At 34.7% G+C, this 18,829-nt stretch carries 16 protein-coding genes and 3 tRNA genes; 6 read left to right on the top strand and 13 right to left on the bottom strand.

The window, feature by feature from the left end; translation table 11 throughout:
- Position 1 precedes the first annotated feature (1 nt).
- Genes pgsA through yfmF form a run of 4 tightly spaced genes read right to left on the bottom strand, consistent with a single transcriptional unit; the run spans position 2 to position 3,948 of the window.
- On the bottom strand, positions 2-541 hold the full coding sequence (pgsA, locus tag ACXYSK_RS06285) for a CDP-diacylglycerol--glycerol-3-phosphate 3-phosphatidyltransferase (RefSeq protein WP_006150908.1): 540 nt from the start codon (positions 539-541) through the stop codon (positions 2-4).
- Positions 542-552: 11 nt separating this feature from the next.
- Positions 553-1,380: a cytoskeleton protein RodZ gene (rodZ, locus tag ACXYSK_RS06280; protein ID WP_458625431.1), complete on the bottom strand. Its 828-nt coding sequence runs from the start codon at positions 1,378-1,380 to the stop codon at positions 553-555.
- Positions 1,381-1,420: 40 nt separating this feature from the next.
- A complete protein-coding gene (gene yfmH, locus ACXYSK_RS06275; RefSeq protein ID WP_458625430.1) occupies positions 1,421-2,701 on the bottom strand; it encodes an EF-P 5-aminopentanol modification-associated protein YfmH in 1,281 nt (426 codons plus the stop codon).
- Positions 2,698-3,948: an EF-P 5-aminopentanol modification-associated protein YfmF gene (yfmF, locus tag ACXYSK_RS06270; protein ID WP_458625429.1), complete on the bottom strand. Its 1,251-nt coding sequence runs from the start codon at positions 3,946-3,948 to the stop codon at positions 2,698-2,700. The genes yfmH and yfmF overlap by 4 nt, the downstream gene beginning before the upstream one ends.
- A 159-nt stretch (positions 3,949-4,107) precedes the next feature.
- Between yfmF and yaaA the strand changes: the two genes are divergently transcribed.
- Both yaaA and recF read left to right on the top strand, forming a co-directional pair.
- On the top strand, positions 4,108-4,476 hold the full coding sequence (yaaA, locus tag ACXYSK_RS06265) for a S4 domain-containing protein YaaA (RefSeq protein WP_235083580.1): 369 nt from the start codon (positions 4,108-4,110) through the stop codon (positions 4,474-4,476).
- A 2-nt stretch (positions 4,477-4,478) separates the two neighbouring features.
- The gene (recF, locus tag ACXYSK_RS06260) at positions 4,479-5,570 is read left to right on the top strand and encodes a DNA replication/repair protein RecF (RefSeq protein ID WP_458625428.1); all 1,092 of its coding nucleotides are present in this window, start codon (positions 4,479-4,481) and stop codon (positions 5,568-5,570) included.
- 55 nt (positions 5,571-5,625) lie between these two features.
- Here recF and guaB read toward each other — a convergent pair whose 3' ends face one another.
- Together guaB and trpS are read right to left on the bottom strand one after the other, a co-directional pair.
- Entirely contained in the window at positions 5,626-7,104 is a 1,479-nt protein-coding gene (gene guaB, locus ACXYSK_RS06255; RefSeq protein ID WP_016466527.1) for an IMP dehydrogenase, read from the bottom strand.
- A 162-nt stretch (positions 7,105-7,266) separates the two neighbouring features.
- A complete protein-coding gene (trpS, locus tag ACXYSK_RS06250) occupies positions 7,267-8,292 on the bottom strand; it encodes a tryptophan--tRNA ligase (protein ID WP_441348691.1) in 1,026 nt (341 codons plus the stop codon).
- A 205-nt stretch (positions 8,293-8,497) separates the two neighbouring features.
- Here trpS and ACXYSK_RS06245 point away from each other — a divergent pair, with 205 nt between their 5' ends.
- Positions 8,498-10,120 (top strand): ATP-binding cassette domain-containing protein, encoded by a 1,623-nt coding sequence (locus ACXYSK_RS06245; protein WP_458625427.1) that lies wholly within the window; start codon positions 8,498-8,500, stop codon positions 10,118-10,120.
- Positions 10,121-10,210: 90 nt separating this feature from the next.
- Here the strand turns inward: ACXYSK_RS06245 and ACXYSK_RS06240 are convergent, their stop codons facing one another.
- Positions 10,211-12,853 (bottom strand): YhgE/Pip family protein, encoded by a 2,643-nt coding sequence (locus ACXYSK_RS06240; protein WP_458625426.1) that lies wholly within the window; start codon positions 12,851-12,853, stop codon positions 10,211-10,213.
- 129 nt (positions 12,854-12,982) lie between these two features.
- On the opposite strand from ACXYSK_RS06240, the gene ACXYSK_RS06235 reads away from it, so the two are divergent.
- On the top strand, positions 12,983-13,525 hold the full coding sequence (locus tag ACXYSK_RS06235; protein ID WP_303943431.1) for a TetR/AcrR family transcriptional regulator: 543 nt from the start codon (positions 12,983-12,985) through the stop codon (positions 13,523-13,525).
- 39 nt (positions 13,526-13,564) lie between these two features.
- Here the strand turns inward: ACXYSK_RS06235 and ACXYSK_RS06230 are convergent.
- The 6 genes from ACXYSK_RS06230 to rlmH all read right to left on the bottom strand — a co-directional run bounded on the left by ACXYSK_RS06230 (position 13,565) and on the right by rlmH (position 16,599).
- Positions 13,565-13,638, bottom strand: a tRNA-Asn gene (locus tag ACXYSK_RS06230).
- 5 nt (positions 13,639-13,643) lie between these two features.
- Positions 13,644-13,715 (bottom strand) — tRNA-Glu (locus ACXYSK_RS06225).
- Between the two features lie 51 nt (positions 13,716-13,766).
- The gene (gene comE / locus ACXYSK_RS06220) at positions 13,767-14,519 is read right to left on the bottom strand and encodes a competence system response regulator transcription factor ComE (protein WP_458625425.1); all 753 of its coding nucleotides are present in this window, start codon (positions 14,517-14,519) and stop codon (positions 13,767-13,769) included.
- Positions 14,516-15,835, bottom strand: coding sequence for a competence system sensor histidine kinase ComD (comD, locus tag ACXYSK_RS06215; protein ID WP_458625424.1), 1,320 nt, complete (start codon positions 15,833-15,835; stop codon positions 14,516-14,518). Before comD ends, comE begins: the two co-directional genes overlap by 4 nt.
- A 169-nt stretch (positions 15,836-16,004) precedes the next feature.
- Positions 16,005-16,078 (bottom strand) — tRNA-Arg (locus ACXYSK_RS06210).
- A 41-nt stretch (positions 16,079-16,119) separates the two neighbouring features.
- Positions 16,120-16,599 (bottom strand): 23S rRNA (pseudouridine(1915)-N(3))-methyltransferase RlmH, encoded by a 480-nt coding sequence (rlmH, locus tag ACXYSK_RS06205; protein ID WP_006150541.1) that lies wholly within the window; start codon positions 16,597-16,599, stop codon positions 16,120-16,122.
- Positions 16,600-16,790: 191 nt separating this feature from the next.
- Here rlmH and ACXYSK_RS06200 point away from each other — a divergent pair, with 191 nt between their 5' ends.
- Both ACXYSK_RS06200 and ACXYSK_RS06195 read left to right on the top strand, forming a co-directional pair.
- The gene (locus ACXYSK_RS06200) at positions 16,791-17,966 is read left to right on the top strand and encodes a S1C family serine protease (RefSeq protein WP_458625423.1); all 1,176 of its coding nucleotides are present in this window, start codon (positions 16,791-16,793) and stop codon (positions 17,964-17,966) included.
- Positions 17,967-18,001: 35 nt separating this feature from the next.
- Positions 18,002-18,763, top strand: coding sequence for a ParB/RepB/Spo0J family partition protein (locus ACXYSK_RS06195; RefSeq protein WP_235083589.1), 762 nt, complete (start codon positions 18,002-18,004; stop codon positions 18,761-18,763).
- Positions 18,764-18,829: the final 66 nt, after the last annotated feature.

The raw sequence follows: 18,829 nt of genomic DNA, 5'->3' as shown, positions 1-18,829 counted from the left end.
TCTAGCGAAAGGTTCCTTTAAATAAATATGCGCTTCCCTTGAAGTAATCATAACCAGAATAAACTGTGAAGAACAAGGCAATATAAAGAGTTATCTGACCGAGCAAATTCCAATGGAATAACAAGAAGATAATCGCGAACATCTGACTAAATGTCTTGATTTTTCCTGGCATTGCTGCAGCTAAAACAGTCCCTCCGGTTTCAACTAAAAGCAAGCGCAAACCAGTAACTGCAAGTTCACGACAAATGATAACAGCCACCACCCAAGCAGGAGCCATATCTAGGCCAACTAGCATAATAAAGGCCGACATTACCAATAGCTTATCAGCCATTGGATCCGCAAATTTCCCGAAATTGCTAACGACTTGCCATTTTCTAGCCAAATAACCATCTAGATAATCCGTGATACTGGCGATAGCAAAAATAATTGCTGCTATTTTATGTAACACAGGAGATGGGCCAAATGATAGAAGGAGAACAAAAATCGGAATAAATAAAATTCTACCAAGCGTAAGTATGTTAGGAATATTTTCTTTTTTCATATTATCCTTCCTTAGTTTGAACTCACTGTTAGTCTAATCCAACCAGTTTGACCAGTTAATTTTGCAGTGTCAATTTCTTGATTATCAATTTTAATTTTAACGCCTTTTACAACGCCTAATGTGATTGTTACCGGAGAGCCTTTAGAAATTGTTGTTTTAGCTGTTTTGTTATTTGGCTCGAGAGTAGTTCCTCCAGCTAGATCCGTATCTGATACACTTATCCAACTTGTTGCATCCGTCACAGATAATTGAAGTTCAGCATTATCTTTAGAAGTTTTATACTCTACTGATATCACATCTCCCTGACCTGAAACAGTCACAGTTGATGCTTCACTCGAACTTGATGGACTAGTGGTTTGGTTGCTAGTTGTTGTTTCACTAGTTGTTGCATTTGTAGTAGTAGTTACAACATTATAGTTAGCTGAAGTTGTTTCTGTTGGTTGTGTTTGAATATAATTCCAAACATAATAGGTTACGAATACTAAAATTGATAAGGAGAATAAGACGAAGTAAAAAAGTGGAAGCAGGGAACGTTTCTTTCGATTAGAACGTCTACGACCTGATAGTTCTATCTCATCAACATCAACTTCTTCATAGGTAATCATACTACCTGAATCATAAGCATCTAGAACTATACTTTCATCCAATTCAACTGCCCAAGCATACTTTCTCAAAAAAGAGCGAACATAAAAGGGACTAGGTAATTTATCAAAATCATCTGACTCTAAAGCTTCTAGCATATCCAGTTGAATATCTGTCTTGCGCTGCAACTCCTCTAAACTCAACCCCTGGTTTACTCTTGCTAAACGTAATACTTCACCGATTGTTTTTTTTCTCATACTTATCATTCCTTCTTTCTAGTCTCATTTTTTTCAATTATTATAGCGGAAAAATCGTAAACTCAACCATTTCACTATTATCAATAAAATGATGACCTACCTCAAGAACATCTTCTAAGGTCATTTCCTGTATAATCTTTGGCAAATCAAACAAGGTTGATTCATCAACGTGCGACTGATATTGAGTCGCAATAAATTCTAAAGAATTCAGATTATGGATAAACTCTCCATAAATTTCACTTTTTATTAAATCAAGATGCTCCTCTGACACATCTGGATCAGTTACAAAATTTTTTATTGCCTTTCGAAATTGGTGTGAAATGGCAACAGGTTCTTTTGTATCCATTGTCAGCATCAAAAAATTAAAACGATGATTGATTTCAACCTCCATAGATAATGAAGAATCTAGTTTCCCAGTTTCATACAAACTTTGAAATCTTTTTGAGGTCCATCCAAACATCATCGAAAACAAGGCCTTCAACAAAACACCGTATCGATAGCAGTCTTTACTCTCCATCTCAGCATTTGTTCGAACTCCAATAGCTAATTTAGGAGAAGCCACATCCATACGAATACTCTCAACCTTCTTTACAGGGTGTAAAGCGATTGTTTCTCGTGGATTTTGAACTATACAAACTCCAACATCCTTTTGTAAGAAATAATTCTGTATCAACTCTAAATCAAAATTTCCAACGAGAAAAATATGGCTATTGACAGGTGTGTAAAATTCATCAAAATTATCTCGTAAATCCTCTAAACGAATATCTTCTATCGAATTTTCAGTACCAACAATATCCGAAGCTAAAGGACTTTCTGGATAAAGATTTGCAAGAGTTTTAAAGAACAAGCAAGAATCAGGATCATCCTGATACATTTCGCGCTCTTGTTGAATGATATCCTTTTCTCGTTCAACAGATTCTTCAGTAACGTTAAAGCAAGTAACAAGCTCGTCAAGCAAGTCTAAACACTCAGCGACATTGTCAGAGGTTGAAAAAAGATAACTTGTATTTGTAAAGCTTGTAAAGGCGTTACTATCTGCACCTAATTTGGCAAATGCAGCCATGATATCTTCAGAATTTTCTCTTTCAAAAAGTTTATGTTCTAAAAAATGAGCAATCCCACTAGGATATTCTTCCTTTTTACCATTTCTAGCTGTAAACTTTGTATCAACCGAACCAACTTGGACAGTGGCTACCCCGTAAACTTCGTTAAAGTCATTTTTCGGAAGTAAAGTAACTGTCAAGCCGTTTTTTAATGTTGCTTGATAAAGAGTTTCCTTTACAGCAGGATAAAATTTCTCTTGAAAAGTAACTCTAGTCATTCTGCTCCTTCCATAAAATAAATAGCCTGCAATTTCAAACTAGATGCCGCCCTACAGATTTCATCCCTGTCAACTTGCTCTAGTTGCTCTATCAAAGTTTCTTGGTCTAAAACTGATTTACCAAAAAAGATGCTCAAGTATTCTCTATCTATAATCGAATCTTGATTATCCTGACTCAACAACATCGTCCTACGAATCATTTCCTTAGTTTGAGTAACTTCAGCATCTGTAAATCTACCATTTTTGATTGCTAACAATTGATCATTCATCAATTTTCTTGCCTTGTTGCGATTTTGACGATTTATTCCAGCAAATAATCTTAAAAATCCACTAAAGAGATCTAAGTGACTAGAAACAGTGTAGGCCAGTCCTTGTTTTTCCCTAACTTGAGTAAACAATTTAGAGTGTGGGAAAGCTCCAAGCAAACCATTCACGAGAAGCAAGGCCATCTTTTGAACATCTCCATAACCAATTGTACTATGATAACCCATTTCTAGAATAGACTGACCTAGGTTTTTCCTGGCAATTCCTTCTCTAAGAACATTTGAATAACCTTGCTGATATTGAATATTTACAGTTTCTTTACGACCTGTCAAGTTAAATTTCTTCAAGTTTTCTAAGACTTCAATTTCATTAAAATCACCTAAAAAGAATAAATCAATCCTATCTTCTTTCAGCATTTTTTGAAAACTTGAATAGCAAGATTTAGATGTCTCTTCGGAAATTCTGGCAATTAAATCTTTAGGAACTAACTGCATTGATTCTTCTTGAAAAAACAACTGATCCAATTCTTTATGAGCAAAGAAGAAAGGATCCTCTAATTCTGATTCTAGTCTCGCCAACAATTGTTTTTTTTCAATTTCAGAGGCATTGGTCTCAAATTCATCTTCATTTGACAATGGATTAAATATGACTTGATACAATAATTCTAAAACCTGAGCAGTTAATACGTTTTTCTTACTTAAAAATTCATCTCGAACATAAGTCAAACTCACGTCTACTAAGTGACTTTGTCCCCTTCTATAAGCATGAGTTGACAAATCTGCTCCATACAATGCTGCCAGATGTTTTCTAAGAACCTGGGCAGTTGGATAGCCTTTATTAGCAGTTTCAAGCATACTGGCACTTAGCATGCGACCAGAGATTAAATCCAGAGATAATGGAGCTGTGAAACGCATAGTTATTTTATTTGTCTTAAACTTTTTAGATTGGATAAAATGCACTGCAATTCCTGGGAATAGCTCCATCTTTTACCTCCTTTTACATAGAGTTCTATTATACCATGAAAATGAAAATTTTTCTTGTTCTCTTTGACTTTTTTGAAATTAAAATCGTTTTCACTCAACGGGTTTCTTCTCCACTATTTTAAGCAAAATATGGTATAATACCAAAGATTGAGGTGAACTATGGAATACAAATTATTTGAAGAATTTATTACTCTCCAAGCTCTTTTGAAAGATCTTGGAATCATCCAAAGTGGAGGTGCTATTAAATCTTTTTTAGCGGACCATCTTGTATATTTTAATGGAGAATTAGAAAATCGTCGAGGCAAAAAAATTAGAGTCGGAGATTCTATTGAAATCCCTGATTTAAAAACTCAAATTATTCTAGTTCAACCAAATCCTGAAGAACTTGAGGAATTTAAACAAGATAAAATCGAGAAAGAGCGTGTAGCTAAACTTGTTAAAGAAATGAATAAAAAGGTTCAAAAAAAACCAGACAAAAAGAACCAGCCACCAAAAGTAAAAAGTGCACCACGTTTCCCAGGTAGGTAAATATGTGGCTGAAAAACTTATGCATTAAACAATTTCGTAACTATCGTAATACAGAAATTGATTTTAACCCAAAATTAAACGTATTTGTTGGCCGGAATGCTCAAGGAAAAACAAATCTTCTTGAAAGTATTTATTTTTTAGCTCTAACAAGAAGTCACAGAACAAAGACCGACAAAAATTTAATTCAATTTGAAGAAGAGCAACTACAAGTCTCTGGAATCTTGCAGAAAAAAACGGCAACTATACCACTTGAAATAGACCTCACACAAAAAGGTCGAATTACAAAAGTAAACCATTTAAAGCAAGCTCGTCTTTCTGATTATATCGGACATATGAACGTTGTCTTATTTGCTCCAGAAGATTTACAACTTGTCAAAGGTGCTCCGGCCATTCGTCGTAAATTCATTGACATGGAGTTAGGCCAAATCAAACCAATTTACTTGTCAGACCTGTCAAGTTATAACCACATCCTTAAACAGAGAAATAGCTATCTAAAATCTACACAAAATATTGATGACACTTTTTTATCTGTCCTTGATGACCAACTTGTAGAGTACGGATGTCGTGTAATGATTCATAGGGATGACTTCATACAAAAAATGGAACTCTTTGGAAAGAGGAAACACTTTGATATCTCAGACCAGTTAGAAGAGTTGTCAATTTGTTATCAACCTTCTGTAAACTTCGTTGACAAAGAACTTTTAGCTGATTCTTTCCGTATAGCACTTCAAAAAAGTAGATCCAGAGATTTATTTAAGAAGAATACGGGAGTTGGCCCTCATCGGGATGATATGACTTTCTTAATCAATGGAATAGACGCAAGTTTTGGTAGTCAAGGACAGCATCGTAGTCTAGTTCTTTCTATAAAACTTGCTGAAATCGAATTGATGGAGAGCATTACTAAAGAATCTCCAATTCTTTTACTTGATGATGTTATGAGTGAGCTTGACAATACCCGTCAACTTAAATTGTTAGAAACGATTTCTTATAACATCCAAACCTTTATTACAACTACTAGTTTAGACCATCTTCAAAACTTACCTGATACTCTCAGTGTATTTACAGTAAACAACGGTCAAATAGTTGTAAATTGAAGTTTACAGTTTTGTCAAAACAAAAAAATCTCCTGTTTGACAGGAGATTTTTTGTTTACATTGAGTAATTTGGTGCTTCATTAGTGATTTGCACATCATGTGGATGGCTTTCTTTTAGACCAGCACCAGACATTTCGATAAATTGAGCATTGTCATGCAATTCTTTAAGGTTAGCTGCACCACAATAACCCATACCAGAACGAATACCACCAATCATTTGGAAGACGATATCAGCTGCTGCTCCTTTATAAGCAACACGTCCTTCAATTCCTTCTGGAACGAGTTTGTTTGCTTCATTAACAGAACCTTGGAAGTAACGGTCGCTTGAACCTTTCTTCATTGCGGCGATTGAACCCATACCACGATAAGTCTTGAACTTACGTCCTTGGAAGATTTCAGTTTCCCCTGGAGCTTCATCTGTTCCTGCAAACATTGATCCAAGCATTACTGCATTTCCACCAGCAGCAAGAGCCTTAACAATATCTCCAGAATACTTGATTCCACCATCAGCAATGATTGTTTTGCCATATTCACGCGCCACTGCTGCAGCATCGTAAATAGCTGTAACTTGAGGAACTCCAACACCTGCGATTACTCGAGTTGTACAGATTGAACCTGGTCCAATACCAACTTTAACAACGTCAACACCCGCATCATAAAGGGCACGTGCACCTTCAGCCGTCGCAATATTCCCAGCAATTAGTGTACGATCTGGGAAGTGAGCACGAATCTCAGCGATTTTGCGAAGAACACCTGCTGAGTGACCGTGAGCAGTATCGATAACAATGGCATCCGCACCTGCTTCAAAAAGTGCTTCTGCACGTTCAAATGTATCTGAAGTAACCCCTACAGCACCCGCAACAAGGAGACGACCAAATTCATCTTTAGCTGCGTTTGGAAACTCAATTACTTTTTCAATATCTTTAATAGTAATCAAACCAGAAAGACGACCATCTTCGTCAACCAAAGGAAGTTTTTCAATACGGTGTTCTTGAAGAATACTTTCAGCTGTTTCAAGATCTGTTCCAACAGGAGCAGTAACGAGGTTTTCGCTGGTCATATGGTTTGAGATTGGTTGATTGTAATCTGAAATAAAACGAAGGTCTCGGTTTGTTAAAATACCAACCAATTTACGATTTTCAAGTGTTTCAACTACTGGAACACCACTGATACGGTAACGACCCATGAGTTCATCTGCTTCAGCAATGGTATGTTCTGGAGTCAAGAAGAATGGATCAATGATAACACCATTTTCAGAACGTTTTACCTTACGAACTTCATCTGCCTGTTGCTCAATAGACATATTTTTATGGATAACTCCAAGTCCACCTGCACGCGCAATAGCAATCGCCATTTGGCTCTCTGTTACAGTGTCCATCGCAGCGGTAATAATTGGGATATTTAAAGTCAAATTATCTGCCAATTTTGTAGTTAAATCCGCATCATTAGGCAACACATGACTCTCTGCCGGAATAAGCAATACATCATCAAAGGTAAAACCTTTTTTCAAAAATTTAGTGTCCCAATTAGACATTGAAGTTCCCTCTTTTCTTTCTTTTTGAGCTTAACGCTTTTTGTATTGTATCTATCATACCATTCTATGAAAATTTGTCAATTAAATTTATAAGAGAACATATAAAAAAACTATCCCTCTTATTTTAAAGAAGAAATAGTTTTATAGTTCATATTTTATCTATTAATGAAAGTAATTAAGACCCATTGCAGCTTTTACTTCTGATAAGGTCTGACCAGCAACTTCACGAGCTTTTTCACTACCTTTTTGAAGCATATTATAAACCTCACCCATGTCTTTGGCATATTCAAGGCGTCGTTCGCGAATAGGAGCAAGCTCTCTTTCCAAAATTTCAAGGAGGTAACGCTTAGTCTTAACGTCCCCAAGACCCCCACGTTGGTAGTGTTCTTTCATTTCAGCAATTTCTTGAGCATCCTCTGGACGTCCAAATACATCTAAATAATGGAAAACCATATTGCCTTCAATCTTACCTGGATCCTCGACACGAATGTGATCTGGATCTGTATACATACTCATCACTTTTTTTCGTAAAGTATCAGCATCGTCTGCTAGGTAAATACCATTATTGAGTGATTTCGACATTTTCGCATTTCCATCAAGTCCTGGTAAACGTCCTGCACCTTCATGCTCAGGGTAAATTCCTTCTGGTTCTACTAAAACATCACAGTTATAGGCATGATTGAAAGAACGTACAATTTCACGTGTTTGTTCAATCATCGGTTTTTGATCATTCCCTACTGGAACCAAGTTTGCTTTAAAGGCTGTAATATCCGCTGCTTGTGAAATAGGATACACCAAGAATCCAGTTGGAATGCTTTCTCCAAAACCTTTCTGTGAAATTTCTGTTTTTACAGTTGGATTTCGTTCCAAACGAGCTAATGAAACTAGGTTCATGTAATACATAGATAGCTCTGCCAATTCTGGAATCTGACTTTGAATAAAAATTGTTGATTTATTAGGATCTAATCCCACTGCAAGATAGTCCAAGGCAACATTCCCAATTGATTCTACAATTGTTTGAGGATCTTTTGCATGGTCAGTTAATGCTTGCTGGTCAGCTAAAAAAACAAACATGTCATATTTATTTTCTTCTTGTAGTAAGACACGATTTTTCAAGCTACCAACGTAGTGCCCAATATGTAATTTCCCCGTTGGACGATCTCCTGTTAAAATAATGGGTTTACTCATAATATTCTCCTTTGATATGGTCCTTTCAATTATAGCATTTTTTTGATAAAAAGACAGATAATTTTTTCAATCAAACAATAGTTTTCTAGCCATATATCCGTAAAGAAACTGTCAACTTACTTTACAAAAAATTGACAAATAAAAATTTGAATATTTACTAATTTTCTAGTAGAATTAGAGTATTACATATAATAGGAGAAAAACATTGCTAACAGTATCTGATGTTTCACTACGTTTTAGTGATCGCAAACTTTTTGATGATGTCAACATTAAATTTACAGAAGGAAACACCTATGGTTTGATTGGTGCTAATGGTGCCGGAAAATCAACCTTTTTGAAAATTTTAGCTGGTGATATTGAACCAACAACTGGTCATGTCTCTCTAGGACCAGACGAACGTCTTTCAGTTCTTCGTCAAAATCACTTTGACTATGAGGACGAACGTGTTATTGATGTTGTCATCATGGGAAATGAAAAACTTTACAACATCATGAAAGAAAAAGACGCCATTTATATGAAGGAAGATTTTTCAGATGAAGATGGCGTTCGTGCTGCTGAACTTGAAGGAGAATTTGCTGAACTAGGTGGTTGGGAAGCTGAGAGTGAAGCTTCACAACTTTTACAAAATTTGAATATCCCAGAAGAACTTCATTATCAAAATATGAGTGAACTTGCAAATGGTGACAAAGTGAAAGTACTCCTTGCTAAAGCTCTATTTGGTAAACCGGATGTCCTTCTTTTGGATGAGCCTACCAACGGTCTTGATATTCAATCTATTACCTGGTTAGAAGATTTCTTGATTGATTTTGATAACACAGTTATTGTCGTATCTCATGACCGTCACTTTTTGAACAAAGTATGTACTCACATGGCCGACCTTGACTTTGGAAAAATCAAACTCTACGTTGGTAACTACGACTTCTGGAAGGAATCCTCTGAACTTGCAGCTAAATTACAAGCTGACCGTAATGCAAAAGCAGAAGAAAAGATCAAACAACTTCAAGAATTCGTTGCTCGATTCTCTGCCAATGCTTCTAAATCAAGACAAGCGACTTCACGTAAGAAAATGCTTGATAAGATTGAATTAGAGGAAATTGTACCTTCTAGTCGTAAATACCCATTTATCAACTTTAAAGCAGAACGAGAAATCGGTAATGATCTCTTAACAGTAGAAAACTTATCTGTCAAGATTGACGGTGAAACTATTCTTGACAACATCAGCTTCATCTTGCGTCCAGGTGATAAGACAGCTCTTATTGGGCAAAACGACATCCAAACAACTGCCTTGATTCGTGCGATTATGGGTGATATCGACTATGAAGGAACTGTCAAGTGGGGAGTTACAACTAGTCGCTCTTACTTACCAAAAGACAATTCTGCTGATTTTGCAGGTGGCGAGTCGATTCTTGACTGGCTCCGTCAATTTGCAAGTAAAGAAGAAGATGACAATACCTTCCTTCGTGGATTCCTCGGACGCATGCTCTTTTCTGGAGACGAGGTTAACAAGCCTGTAAACGTCTTGTCAGGGGGGGAAAAGGTGCGCGTGATGCTTTCAAAACTCATGCTTTTGAAAGCAAATGTTCTTGTACTTGACGATCCTACAAATCACTTGGATTTGGAATCTATTTCAAGCTTGAACGATGGATTGAAAAACTTCAAAGAATCTATCATCTTTGCCAGTCACGACCATGAGTTTATTCAAACTTTGGCTAACCATATCATTGTCTTATCTAAAAACGGTGTAATCGACCGTATCGATGAAACCTACGATGAATTCCTTGAAAATGAAGAAGTTCAAGCAAAAGTCAAAGAACTTTGGAAAGATTAAGTATAACTTTAAAAAAACTCAGTTGGTTAAACCAACTGAGTTTTTTTATTAATTACTTGTAAATCATTCATTGTTTCACGTGAAACTTTATTAATCTTCGCCCATTTTTTTAGGTTGATAAGCTAGCATACCTAATCCTATGAATAGAACTAAAGTTACGAGAAGGAAAATTATCTGACTATGAATATTCCCTGTCATAGAAATCGTTTGTCTCAATCCTGAAACTGAATAACTCATTGGCAACCAAGGATTAACAGCTCTAAAGAAATCATTTGTCAAAGCAAGTGGATAAGTTCCTGCACTTGATGCTAATTGCAATAATAGCAAAATAAGTGAGAAGAAAGCACCTAATCGACTATTCCATGTTGTTAATGCCGTCACCATAGACATAAATGTTAAACTTGCGATAATAATTAAGAATAAAGTTCTCATTTCATGATTTGCAGTTAAACCAATAAGATGAACGCCACCATAGACTAAGACAGCGGCTAAAACAGCTATAACTCCATTTATCTCAAAGCGAGATTTGAACCAAGCCCAGCGAGTTTCAGGATGACGACCTGAAGGTAATTTAGCAAAAATCATATTTGTTGATAATGCAGCAACAAAAAGTGCAACTGATATCATGTAAGGAGCCATTGCAATCCCATTTACAGGAACCTGATCATTATCTGTCTTTGAAAGACTTAAGGGTTCCGCTAATGTTTCTGCATTTTTTGACTCTGTTGATGCTGATTTTAATTGATTGCTTGCGTTACTTAATCCTTGTCCTAGGTCAGTAGTTCCTATTTGTAAACTTTCAATACCAGCAGTTAACTTTGTTCCACCTTCTGCAAGTTTCCCAGATCCATCTGCCAATTTATTAGCTCCATTCTCTAATTGAGAAGCACCTGAAAGTAACTGACTGGATTTGTCTGCTAATTGACCAGATCCTGATTGTAATTTATCAACTCCTGCCATTAATTCTTGACTCTTTTGATTCAATTGGTTAGAGCCAGTTGATAATTTTTCAATACCAGATACTAATTCTGGAGTTTTTTCAACTAATTGACCAACTCCCGCTGTCAAGCTAGAAGATTTTTGTGTCAAGGTAGTTGAGCCTGAAACTAGTTGATCCAAACTACCTGTCAAGGTGGAATTTTTTTCACTTAGTTGACTTGCGCCCTGAGAAATTTTATCAACACCTGCAGTATATGAATTTACACCTGATGCAATCGACTGACTAGCAGGAACTAATTTACTCGTCACTGCTCCCTGCATTTCTGTTAATCCACTTGACAATCCTGTCAAAGAAGTAGAAGCAAGCGGTAATACTTGATTGGCTTGATTTTGTAATGTCGAAAGATTTGAAGATTGATTTTGTAAGTTTTCTAAACTTCCCTGTAAACCTTGTACTAAAGCTATAATTGACTGAGCCGATTGAATACTATCAGTCGAATTTTGAGATACAGAAGCGCTTATCTCAGCTTGTTGCTCACTTGTCAATGATTGATAAGCTGCTGTCGATTGAATATTGGCTAATGTAGTTGCTTTTTCAGACTGAGCACTTGCTAGCATTTGATTAGAAAGAGAAACTATACTTGATAAAACAGAAGATAATTGTTTTGTATCTCCAACATCAATATTTTGAATGGCTTGATTTAACTGATTTAGACCAGAAGATAATTGATTAATTTGATCTTTTTGCTCAGACGAAGTATCTAACTTGCTAGAAAGTTGTTGAATCCCTTCACTTAATTGCTCCACACCCATTCGAAGTGTAGCTGATTGACTAGATAACTGATTTGCACCTGTTGCAAGATTTCCCACTCCATTTGTATAGGCACTAACACCAGATGAAAATTGATTAAGACCAGTATTGAGCTGAGAAACACCGCCAGTATAGGCCTCTACACCAGTATATAATTGATTGATTCCTCCTACTAATTCAGGACTTTTAGAAGCTAATTGACCTAATCCGCTATCTAATTTACTTACTGCACCAGTATATGTAACTAAACCACTATTAAAAGTCCCTAAGCCAAGATGAAGTTGTTCAACACCAGAAACATAAGAGGATAATCCTTTAGTAAACTGCTCCGTTCCATTTGAAAATGTTAAACTTGAATCTGCTAAAGAGTGTAGGTTAGTAGTCAATGTCTGACTTCCTACAGCTAACTGACTGGCCCCGTTAGCCAATTGTTCACTTCCATCGGCTGCCTTCGTTAAACCGGATTTTAAATCACCCATCTTTTGAAATAAAGCTTTCGTGTAAGTCTCAGTTACACTGGCAGAAACATTTTGTTTTAACTGTGTCATAGCAGAATCACTCATCTTACTTGCAATGAAGCTATGCCCACTAGAAGTTTGATAGTCAATGTTCATTTGTTCTGGGTGATCTGTTAAAATAGAAGCAGCCTTTTCAGACAAATCACTTGGCAAAGTCACTACCATATAGTAATCGCCATTCTCTAGTCCTTTTTTTCCTTCTTCCTCATTTACAAAATGAAAATCCAAGGATTTATTATTTTCTAAATTAGACACCATGTCTTTTCCGATAGCCATTGTATTTCCATTGTAAGTCGCTTCCTTATCATTATTTACAACCGCTACAGGCAACTCTGATAATTGACCATATGGGTCCCACATGGATGATAAAAATATGATATTGTATAAAGCTGGAATAAGAGAAATCCCTATCATTACAATGATAAAGGTTGGTTTTTTAAAAATTGCTTTCCATTCTTTAAACATATTGTCTCCTTTTTTTACACATATTGTCTAAAATTTTGATATAATAGATTATACATTAAAAAATCAAAATTACAAGGTAAAAACTTATTTTTTAGACATTACGTCTATTTTTGTTCACAAGGAGGAACTATGACAGAGAGTAACAAACGCTTAAAAACAAAACGTATTATCGAGAATGCTATGGTTCAATTATTAATGGAACAACCATTTGATCAAATTTCTACTGTTAAGCTAGCTGAGAAAGCCGGAATTAGTCGCTCTAGCTTTTATACACATTACAAAGATAAGTATGATATGATTGAGCACTACCAAAGCAAACTTTTTCATACCTTTGAGTACATTTTCCAAAAACACGCCCATCATAAAAAAGATGCTATTTTAGAAGTATTTGAGTATCTGGAGTCTGAACCATTGCTAGCTGCTCTTTTATCTGAAAATGGTACAAAAGAAATACAAAACTTCCTGAGAAATAAACTTCATATCATGCTTAGCACTGACCTCCAGAAACGCTTTATGCAATTAAATTTAAACGACATTGAGTTAGAATATAGTAGCATCTATCTAACCAATGCACTATTTGGTGTTTGCCAGACTTGGATTGCACATGGAAAAAAAGAAAGTCCGCAAGAAATGACAGACTTTCTAATGAAAATGTTAGGAGATTCAAATTAGAAACAAAAAAGAACACCATTGGTGTTCTTTTTTGTTTGACTCCGCCAGTAGGACTCGAACCTACGACATCATGATTAACAGTCATGCGCTACTACCAACTGAGCTATGGCGGATAATATAGTCCGTACGGGATTCGAACCCGTGTTACCGCCGTGAAAAGGCGGTGTCTTAACCCCTTGACCAACGGACCATCTATCTGTAGCAGATATAACCATTATATCAATTTCTTACTAATTGTCAATCACTTTTTAGATTTTTTCTCCAGAATATCTCTTAATTTCCGAACCTTGAGACGGGTAATCGGGCAGCGATGTTCCTCATAAAAAACCACTTCTAAATTTTTTCGATCAATTTCCCTAATATTTCCTACATTAACAAGAAATGATTTATGAGCAGAATAAAATCTTTGAGTATCTTTATCTTTTTCTTGAATATCCGCCATAGTCCCATAAAATTCTTTGGCAAAATTCTTACCAATAATCCTTAACTTATGAGATACTCCTGTTGTTTCAATATATAAAATATCATGGTAGGGAATTTTCAAATCATTTCCTTTGTAGTTATAGTCAAAATAATCCACAACATCTTTATTTTCAAGCAGCATACTTTTGGTATATAAGATACTCTGTTCGATACGTTTTTTAAATAATTCATCATTGATATCTTTATCAACAAAATCCAAGGCTGATACTTGATATTTGTAAGTTAAGGTAGCAAATTCTGATCTACTAGTGATAAATACGATAATTGCATAGGGATTGTAGCGACGAATAAACTGTGCTACCTCAAATCCTTTTTTCTCAACTCCATGAATATCAATATCTAGAAAATAAAGCTGGTTTACTTCATCATTTTCGATATATTCCTTAAATTCTCGTTCTTTACCTGTTGTTTTATAAGAAATAGGAATATTCAATTCCTTTGAAATTTCATCCAAGGTTCTTTCTAATCTGACTTGATGTTGAATAACATCTTCTAAAATTAATACTTTCATTCAAAATCTCTCTTAAATCTAATAATCTGTCTAAACGTACTATCTTCCATCTCTGTCTCTAAAATGATATTTTCATACTTATCCAAAATCTCTTTGACATTATTAAGGCCAATTCCTCTATTTCTACCTTTAGTAGAAAAACCTAGTTCAAACAAGTCTTCTGAAGGTGTCATAGTAATTCTACACGAATTTTGAATCACGATAACTGTTTCTAAATCCATCTTAATCACTGCAACTTCCATTTGTTTTAAATAACTTTCTGCAGCACCCTCAACAGCATTATTTAACAAAACACTCATAATACGAACAAGATCGAGTAAATCGATTGACAATCTTGTAACAACATCTTTTACCTCAAGTGTAAACTCCACATCATTATTTTGTGCATATACAATGGATTGAGCAATCAAACTTCGTAAAGCTGAATCTTCTATGTTATTTAAATCAAAGTAGGTATATTTATCTGAACGCAATTTCTGATTAGCTTTCACTAAAACTTTATTGTAAACTCTGTCAATTTCCTGTAAATCACAGCTGTCAATTGCCATTTGCATACTGACAAGCATCCCTGCATAGTCATGACGAAAACCACGGATTTCATTGTACAAACCAACAATTTCATCAGTGTAAGTCTGTAAATGTTCTTGTTCAAATTTCTTCTGTTTTAGAGCGATCTCTCTTTCAGCTTGAACCTTATGAGCGTTCATTGCAAAGAAGATTAGTAATAAACAAATAAAGACAATTGTTGCTAAAATACTACTGAAATTATTAAAATGAGCATGAATACCCACCATATCTGAAATGAATAATAGAACTTGTAAAGTAAAGAAAATTAAAATGACCTTTTTGAAAAATGGATAAAGGTAATCTTTATCAAAATAAGTAAGTTCAAGATGAAAATAAGTAATAATTTTTTTAGTGATAAAATACGTCAGCATCAAAACCACTACAAAAAATAAATCTTCATATTTTATTAAGAAAGAATCACCTGTTATAGAGGATATGATTACTGCTATAAATGTATGAGTACTTTGATATAATAAAGACAATAATAAACTAATAAAAATAGCTTTGAACTTATTATATTTTTTAAATCCTATTAAATAAGCAAAGATAATACAGGTAAATGAAATTTTTTCCATTCCTAATCCATGTAAAGAAGTTAAATAGAATAAAATTTCAACAATAGACTGTAATATAAATACCCAAGAAATAAACAGATATCTTTCTTTTTTTGTTGCCTTACAAATGAGTTCATAGCTATTTGTTAGAATAAGAATATGAAGAATAACTATGAGTATTTTCAATAAATCCATTATATCTCCCTATAATGTTTTCTCTTTTTTCTTATAAATGAACTTACAAATCTATTATACAAAATGTGATTTATATTATAAACAATCATTCTCAACTGTACATTTTTGTACCTGAACTGTCATTTTTTTACAAAAAACGCTGGGTTACCCCAGCGTTAAATCTAGTATATGATCCCAGCAGGATTCGAACCTGCGACCGTTCGCTTAGAAGGCGAATGCTCTATCCAGCTGAGCTATGAGACCTAACTAGTTTATCTTATCAAAATAATTAAGAATAGTCAATCCTATTTATGATAAGGAGAGCCTTGTTGAATGGTAAAAGCTCGGTATATCTGCTCTGTTAATACGAGACGCATTAATTGATGTGGGAGAGTTAAACGGCCAAAACTTACTGATAGGTTAGCTCGTTTTTTCACTTCATTAGATAATCCTAAACTTCCACCGATAACAAAGGTTAAGGTTGAAAAACCATTAATAGATGCTTGTTCTAGCTGTTTACTGAATTCTTCAGAAGACAAAGTTTTCCCTTCAATAGCTAAAACAACAACAAATTCTCTATCCCCAATTTTGGAAAGAATTCGATTCCCTTCTAAATCCAAGATTTTTTCGTTTTCAGAATCACTAGCACGATCTGGTGTCTTCTCATCAGCTAATTCAACCATTTCGACAGTAGCAAAACGAGAAATTCTCTTAGAATACTCAGCAATTCCATCTTTTAGATACTTTTCTTTTAGTTTTCCAACTGTTACAATTTTAATTTTCATGCTTCTATTTTATCACAATCGTATTTTATTCACACCTTATTCACAAATAAAAACAGGGAAAATAGTGATAAATTCACAAGTTTTTAACAATTTTCCACAGATTGTGAAAAATTTAAACTTTTTTAAGTTAAGATTAAGTTAATAATTTTATAACTTTATAAAATAAATTTATAAATTTGGAGGATTCTTCTATGAAGAAAAACTTAAAAAAATGGGGACAACTTTTATTAGTCATTCTCATTAGCTTTTTTAGTGGTATTTTAGGTACTTTTACAACATTACAGCTCAGTCAAAAACAAAATAGTGGTACGACAACTACAACTACTGTCAGTAAAGCAGCTGTAAAAAATGAAAACTCAACTACACAAGCAGTCGATAAAGTTAAAGATGCTGTTGTATCTGTCATTACTTACTCATCAAACTCTCAAAACAGTTTAATCACATCTGATGAAACTGATACGGATACCAATGCTGAACAAGTATTCAGTGAAGGTTCTGGTGTCATTTATAAAAAGGAAGGGGATACTGCTTATATTGTAACAAATACTCACGTTATTAATGGCGCTAAAAAAGTTGATATTCGTTTAGCAGATGGTACAAAAGTTCCTGGTGATATTGTGGGTTCTGATACTTATTCAGATATTGCTGTTGTAAAAATTGCTGCAGATAAGGTCACAACAGTGGCCGAATTTGGTGATTCTAATCAACTAACAGTTGGAGAAACAGCTATTGCAATCGGAAGTCCCCTAGGTTCTGAATATGCCAATACTGTGACACAAGGAATTTTATCAAGCTTGAACAGACACGTTTCTTTGAAATCTGAAGATGGTCAAGCTATTTCAACAAATGCTATCCAAACAGACACAGCTATTAACCCAGGTAACTCTGGAGGTCCTTTGATTAATATTCAGGGACAAGTGATCGGTATTACATCAAGTAAAATTGCCTCTAATGGTGGAACATCCGTAGAAGGTCTTGGTTTTGCTATTCCTGCAAATGATGTTAAGAATATTATCAAACAGTTGGAAAAAGATGGAAAAGTAACTCGACCAGCTCTTGGTATCCACATGGTTAATTTGACAAACCTTAGCACTGCCGATCTACAAAAATTAAAACTTCCTGACAACGTTACTTCTGGTGTAGCTGTTCGTTCTGTTCAAAAGAATATGCCTGCAAATGGACATTTACAACAGTATGATGTCATCACAAAAGTAGATGATACCAAGATTTCATCTACTACTGAATTACAAAGTGCTCTATATAGCCACTCTATTGGAGATGAAATGACTGTAACTTATTACCGTAATGGTAAAGAAGAAACAACTAAAATCAAGTTGGACAAGAGTACTAGTGATTTAAATCAATAGTTTACAGAATATCAAAGTTGTGATACTGTAGAAACATGGAAGAATTTAAACTCATTCGTATAAGTGATATTCAAAAAAATCCCTATCAACCACGTAAAGAATTTTCAGAAGAAAAAATAAAAGAACTTGCTCAATCTATCAAAGAAAATGGATTAATTCAACCCATTATCGTCCGTCAATCTCCAGTTATTGGATACGAAATTCTAGCTGGAGAAAGACGGTATCGTGCATCCATAGCAGCTGGACTTTCAGAGGTACCTGTAATCATCAAAAAACTTTCTGATCAAGATATGATGATTCACTCAGTCATTGAAAATTTGCAGCGGGAAGACTTAAATCCGATTGAGGAAGCAAAAGCTTATCAATCTTTAATTGATAAAGGGTATACTCATGCAGAAATTGCTGACAAAATGGGAAAATCACGTCCCTATATTACTAATCTTGTTCGCTTACTTACGCTCCCTGATTTTATTCTAACGGAAGTAGAAACTGGAAAATTATCTCAAGCACATGCTCGACTCCTAATCCAGCTACCTGTTGAAGAACAAAAAAAATTACTTCATCGTATTCAGACAGAGGATTTATCAGTTCGGCAAGTAGAACATTTACTTCAAGAGGAAAAAAAGAAGAAGAAAATCAGAGAAAAAGATTACTTTATCAAAGAAGAAGAAGAAAATTTAAAAAAATTGTTGGGATTAGATGTCCAAATTGTCCTTCAAAAAAAAGAGGCAGGAAAAATAACTATCTCTTTTCATAATCAAGAAGAGTACCAACGTTTTATTAACAGCCTGAAATAAGGCTGTTATTTTATTTTTCTCAACTCACAGACTTATCCACCAAATCAATATAAATAAAACCAATAA

The sequence above is a fragment of the Streptococcus sp. V919 genome, assembly GCF_054353475.1.
This window is presented reverse-complemented; position numbering and strand designations above follow the sequence as displayed.

Excerpts from the sequence above, each read along its gene's own strand:
- pgsA (WP_006150908.1), bottom strand. The coding sequence starts at position 541 with ATGAAAAAAGAAAATATTCCTAACATACTTACGCTTGGTAGAATTTTA.
- rodZ (WP_458625431.1), bottom strand. The coding sequence starts at position 1,380 with ATGAGAAAAAAAACAATCGGTGAAGTATTACGTTTAGCAAGAGTAAAC.
- yfmH (WP_458625430.1), bottom strand. The coding sequence starts at position 2,701 with ATGACTAGAGTTACTTTTCAAGAGAAATTTTATCCTGCTGTAAAGGAA.
- yfmF (WP_458625429.1), bottom strand. The coding sequence starts at position 3,948 with ATGGAGCTATTCCCAGGAATTGCAGTGCATTTTATCCAATCTAAAAAG.
- yaaA (WP_235083580.1), top strand. The coding sequence starts at position 4,108 with ATGGAATACAAATTATTTGAAGAATTTATTACTCTCCAAGCTCTTTTG.
- recF (WP_458625428.1), top strand. The coding sequence starts at position 4,479 with ATGTGGCTGAAAAACTTATGCATTAAACAATTTCGTAACTATCGTAAT.
- guaB (WP_016466527.1), bottom strand. The coding sequence starts at position 7,104 with ATGTCTAATTGGGACACTAAATTTTTGAAAAAAGGTTTTACCTTTGAT.
- trpS (WP_441348691.1), bottom strand. The coding sequence starts at position 8,292 with ATGAGTAAACCCATTATTTTAACAGGAGATCGTCCAACGGGGAAATTA.
- ACXYSK_RS06240 (WP_458625426.1), bottom strand. The coding sequence starts at position 12,853 with ATGTTTAAAGAATGGAAAGCAATTTTTAAAAAACCAACCTTTATCATT.
- ACXYSK_RS06235 (WP_303943431.1), top strand. The coding sequence starts at position 12,983 with ATGACAGAGAGTAACAAACGCTTAAAAACAAAACGTATTATCGAGAAT.
- comE (WP_458625425.1), bottom strand. The coding sequence starts at position 14,519 with ATGAAAGTATTAATTTTAGAAGATGTTATTCAACATCAAGTCAGATTA.
- comD (WP_458625424.1), bottom strand. The coding sequence starts at position 15,835 with ATGGATTTATTGAAAATACTCATAGTTATTCTTCATATTCTTATTCTA.
- rlmH (WP_006150541.1), bottom strand. The coding sequence starts at position 16,599 with ATGAAAATTAAAATTGTAACAGTTGGAAAACTAAAAGAAAAGTATCTA.
- ACXYSK_RS06200 (WP_458625423.1), top strand. The coding sequence starts at position 16,791 with ATGAAGAAAAACTTAAAAAAATGGGGACAACTTTTATTAGTCATTCTC.
- ACXYSK_RS06195 (WP_235083589.1), top strand. The coding sequence starts at position 18,002 with ATGGAAGAATTTAAACTCATTCGTATAAGTGATATTCAAAAAAATCCC.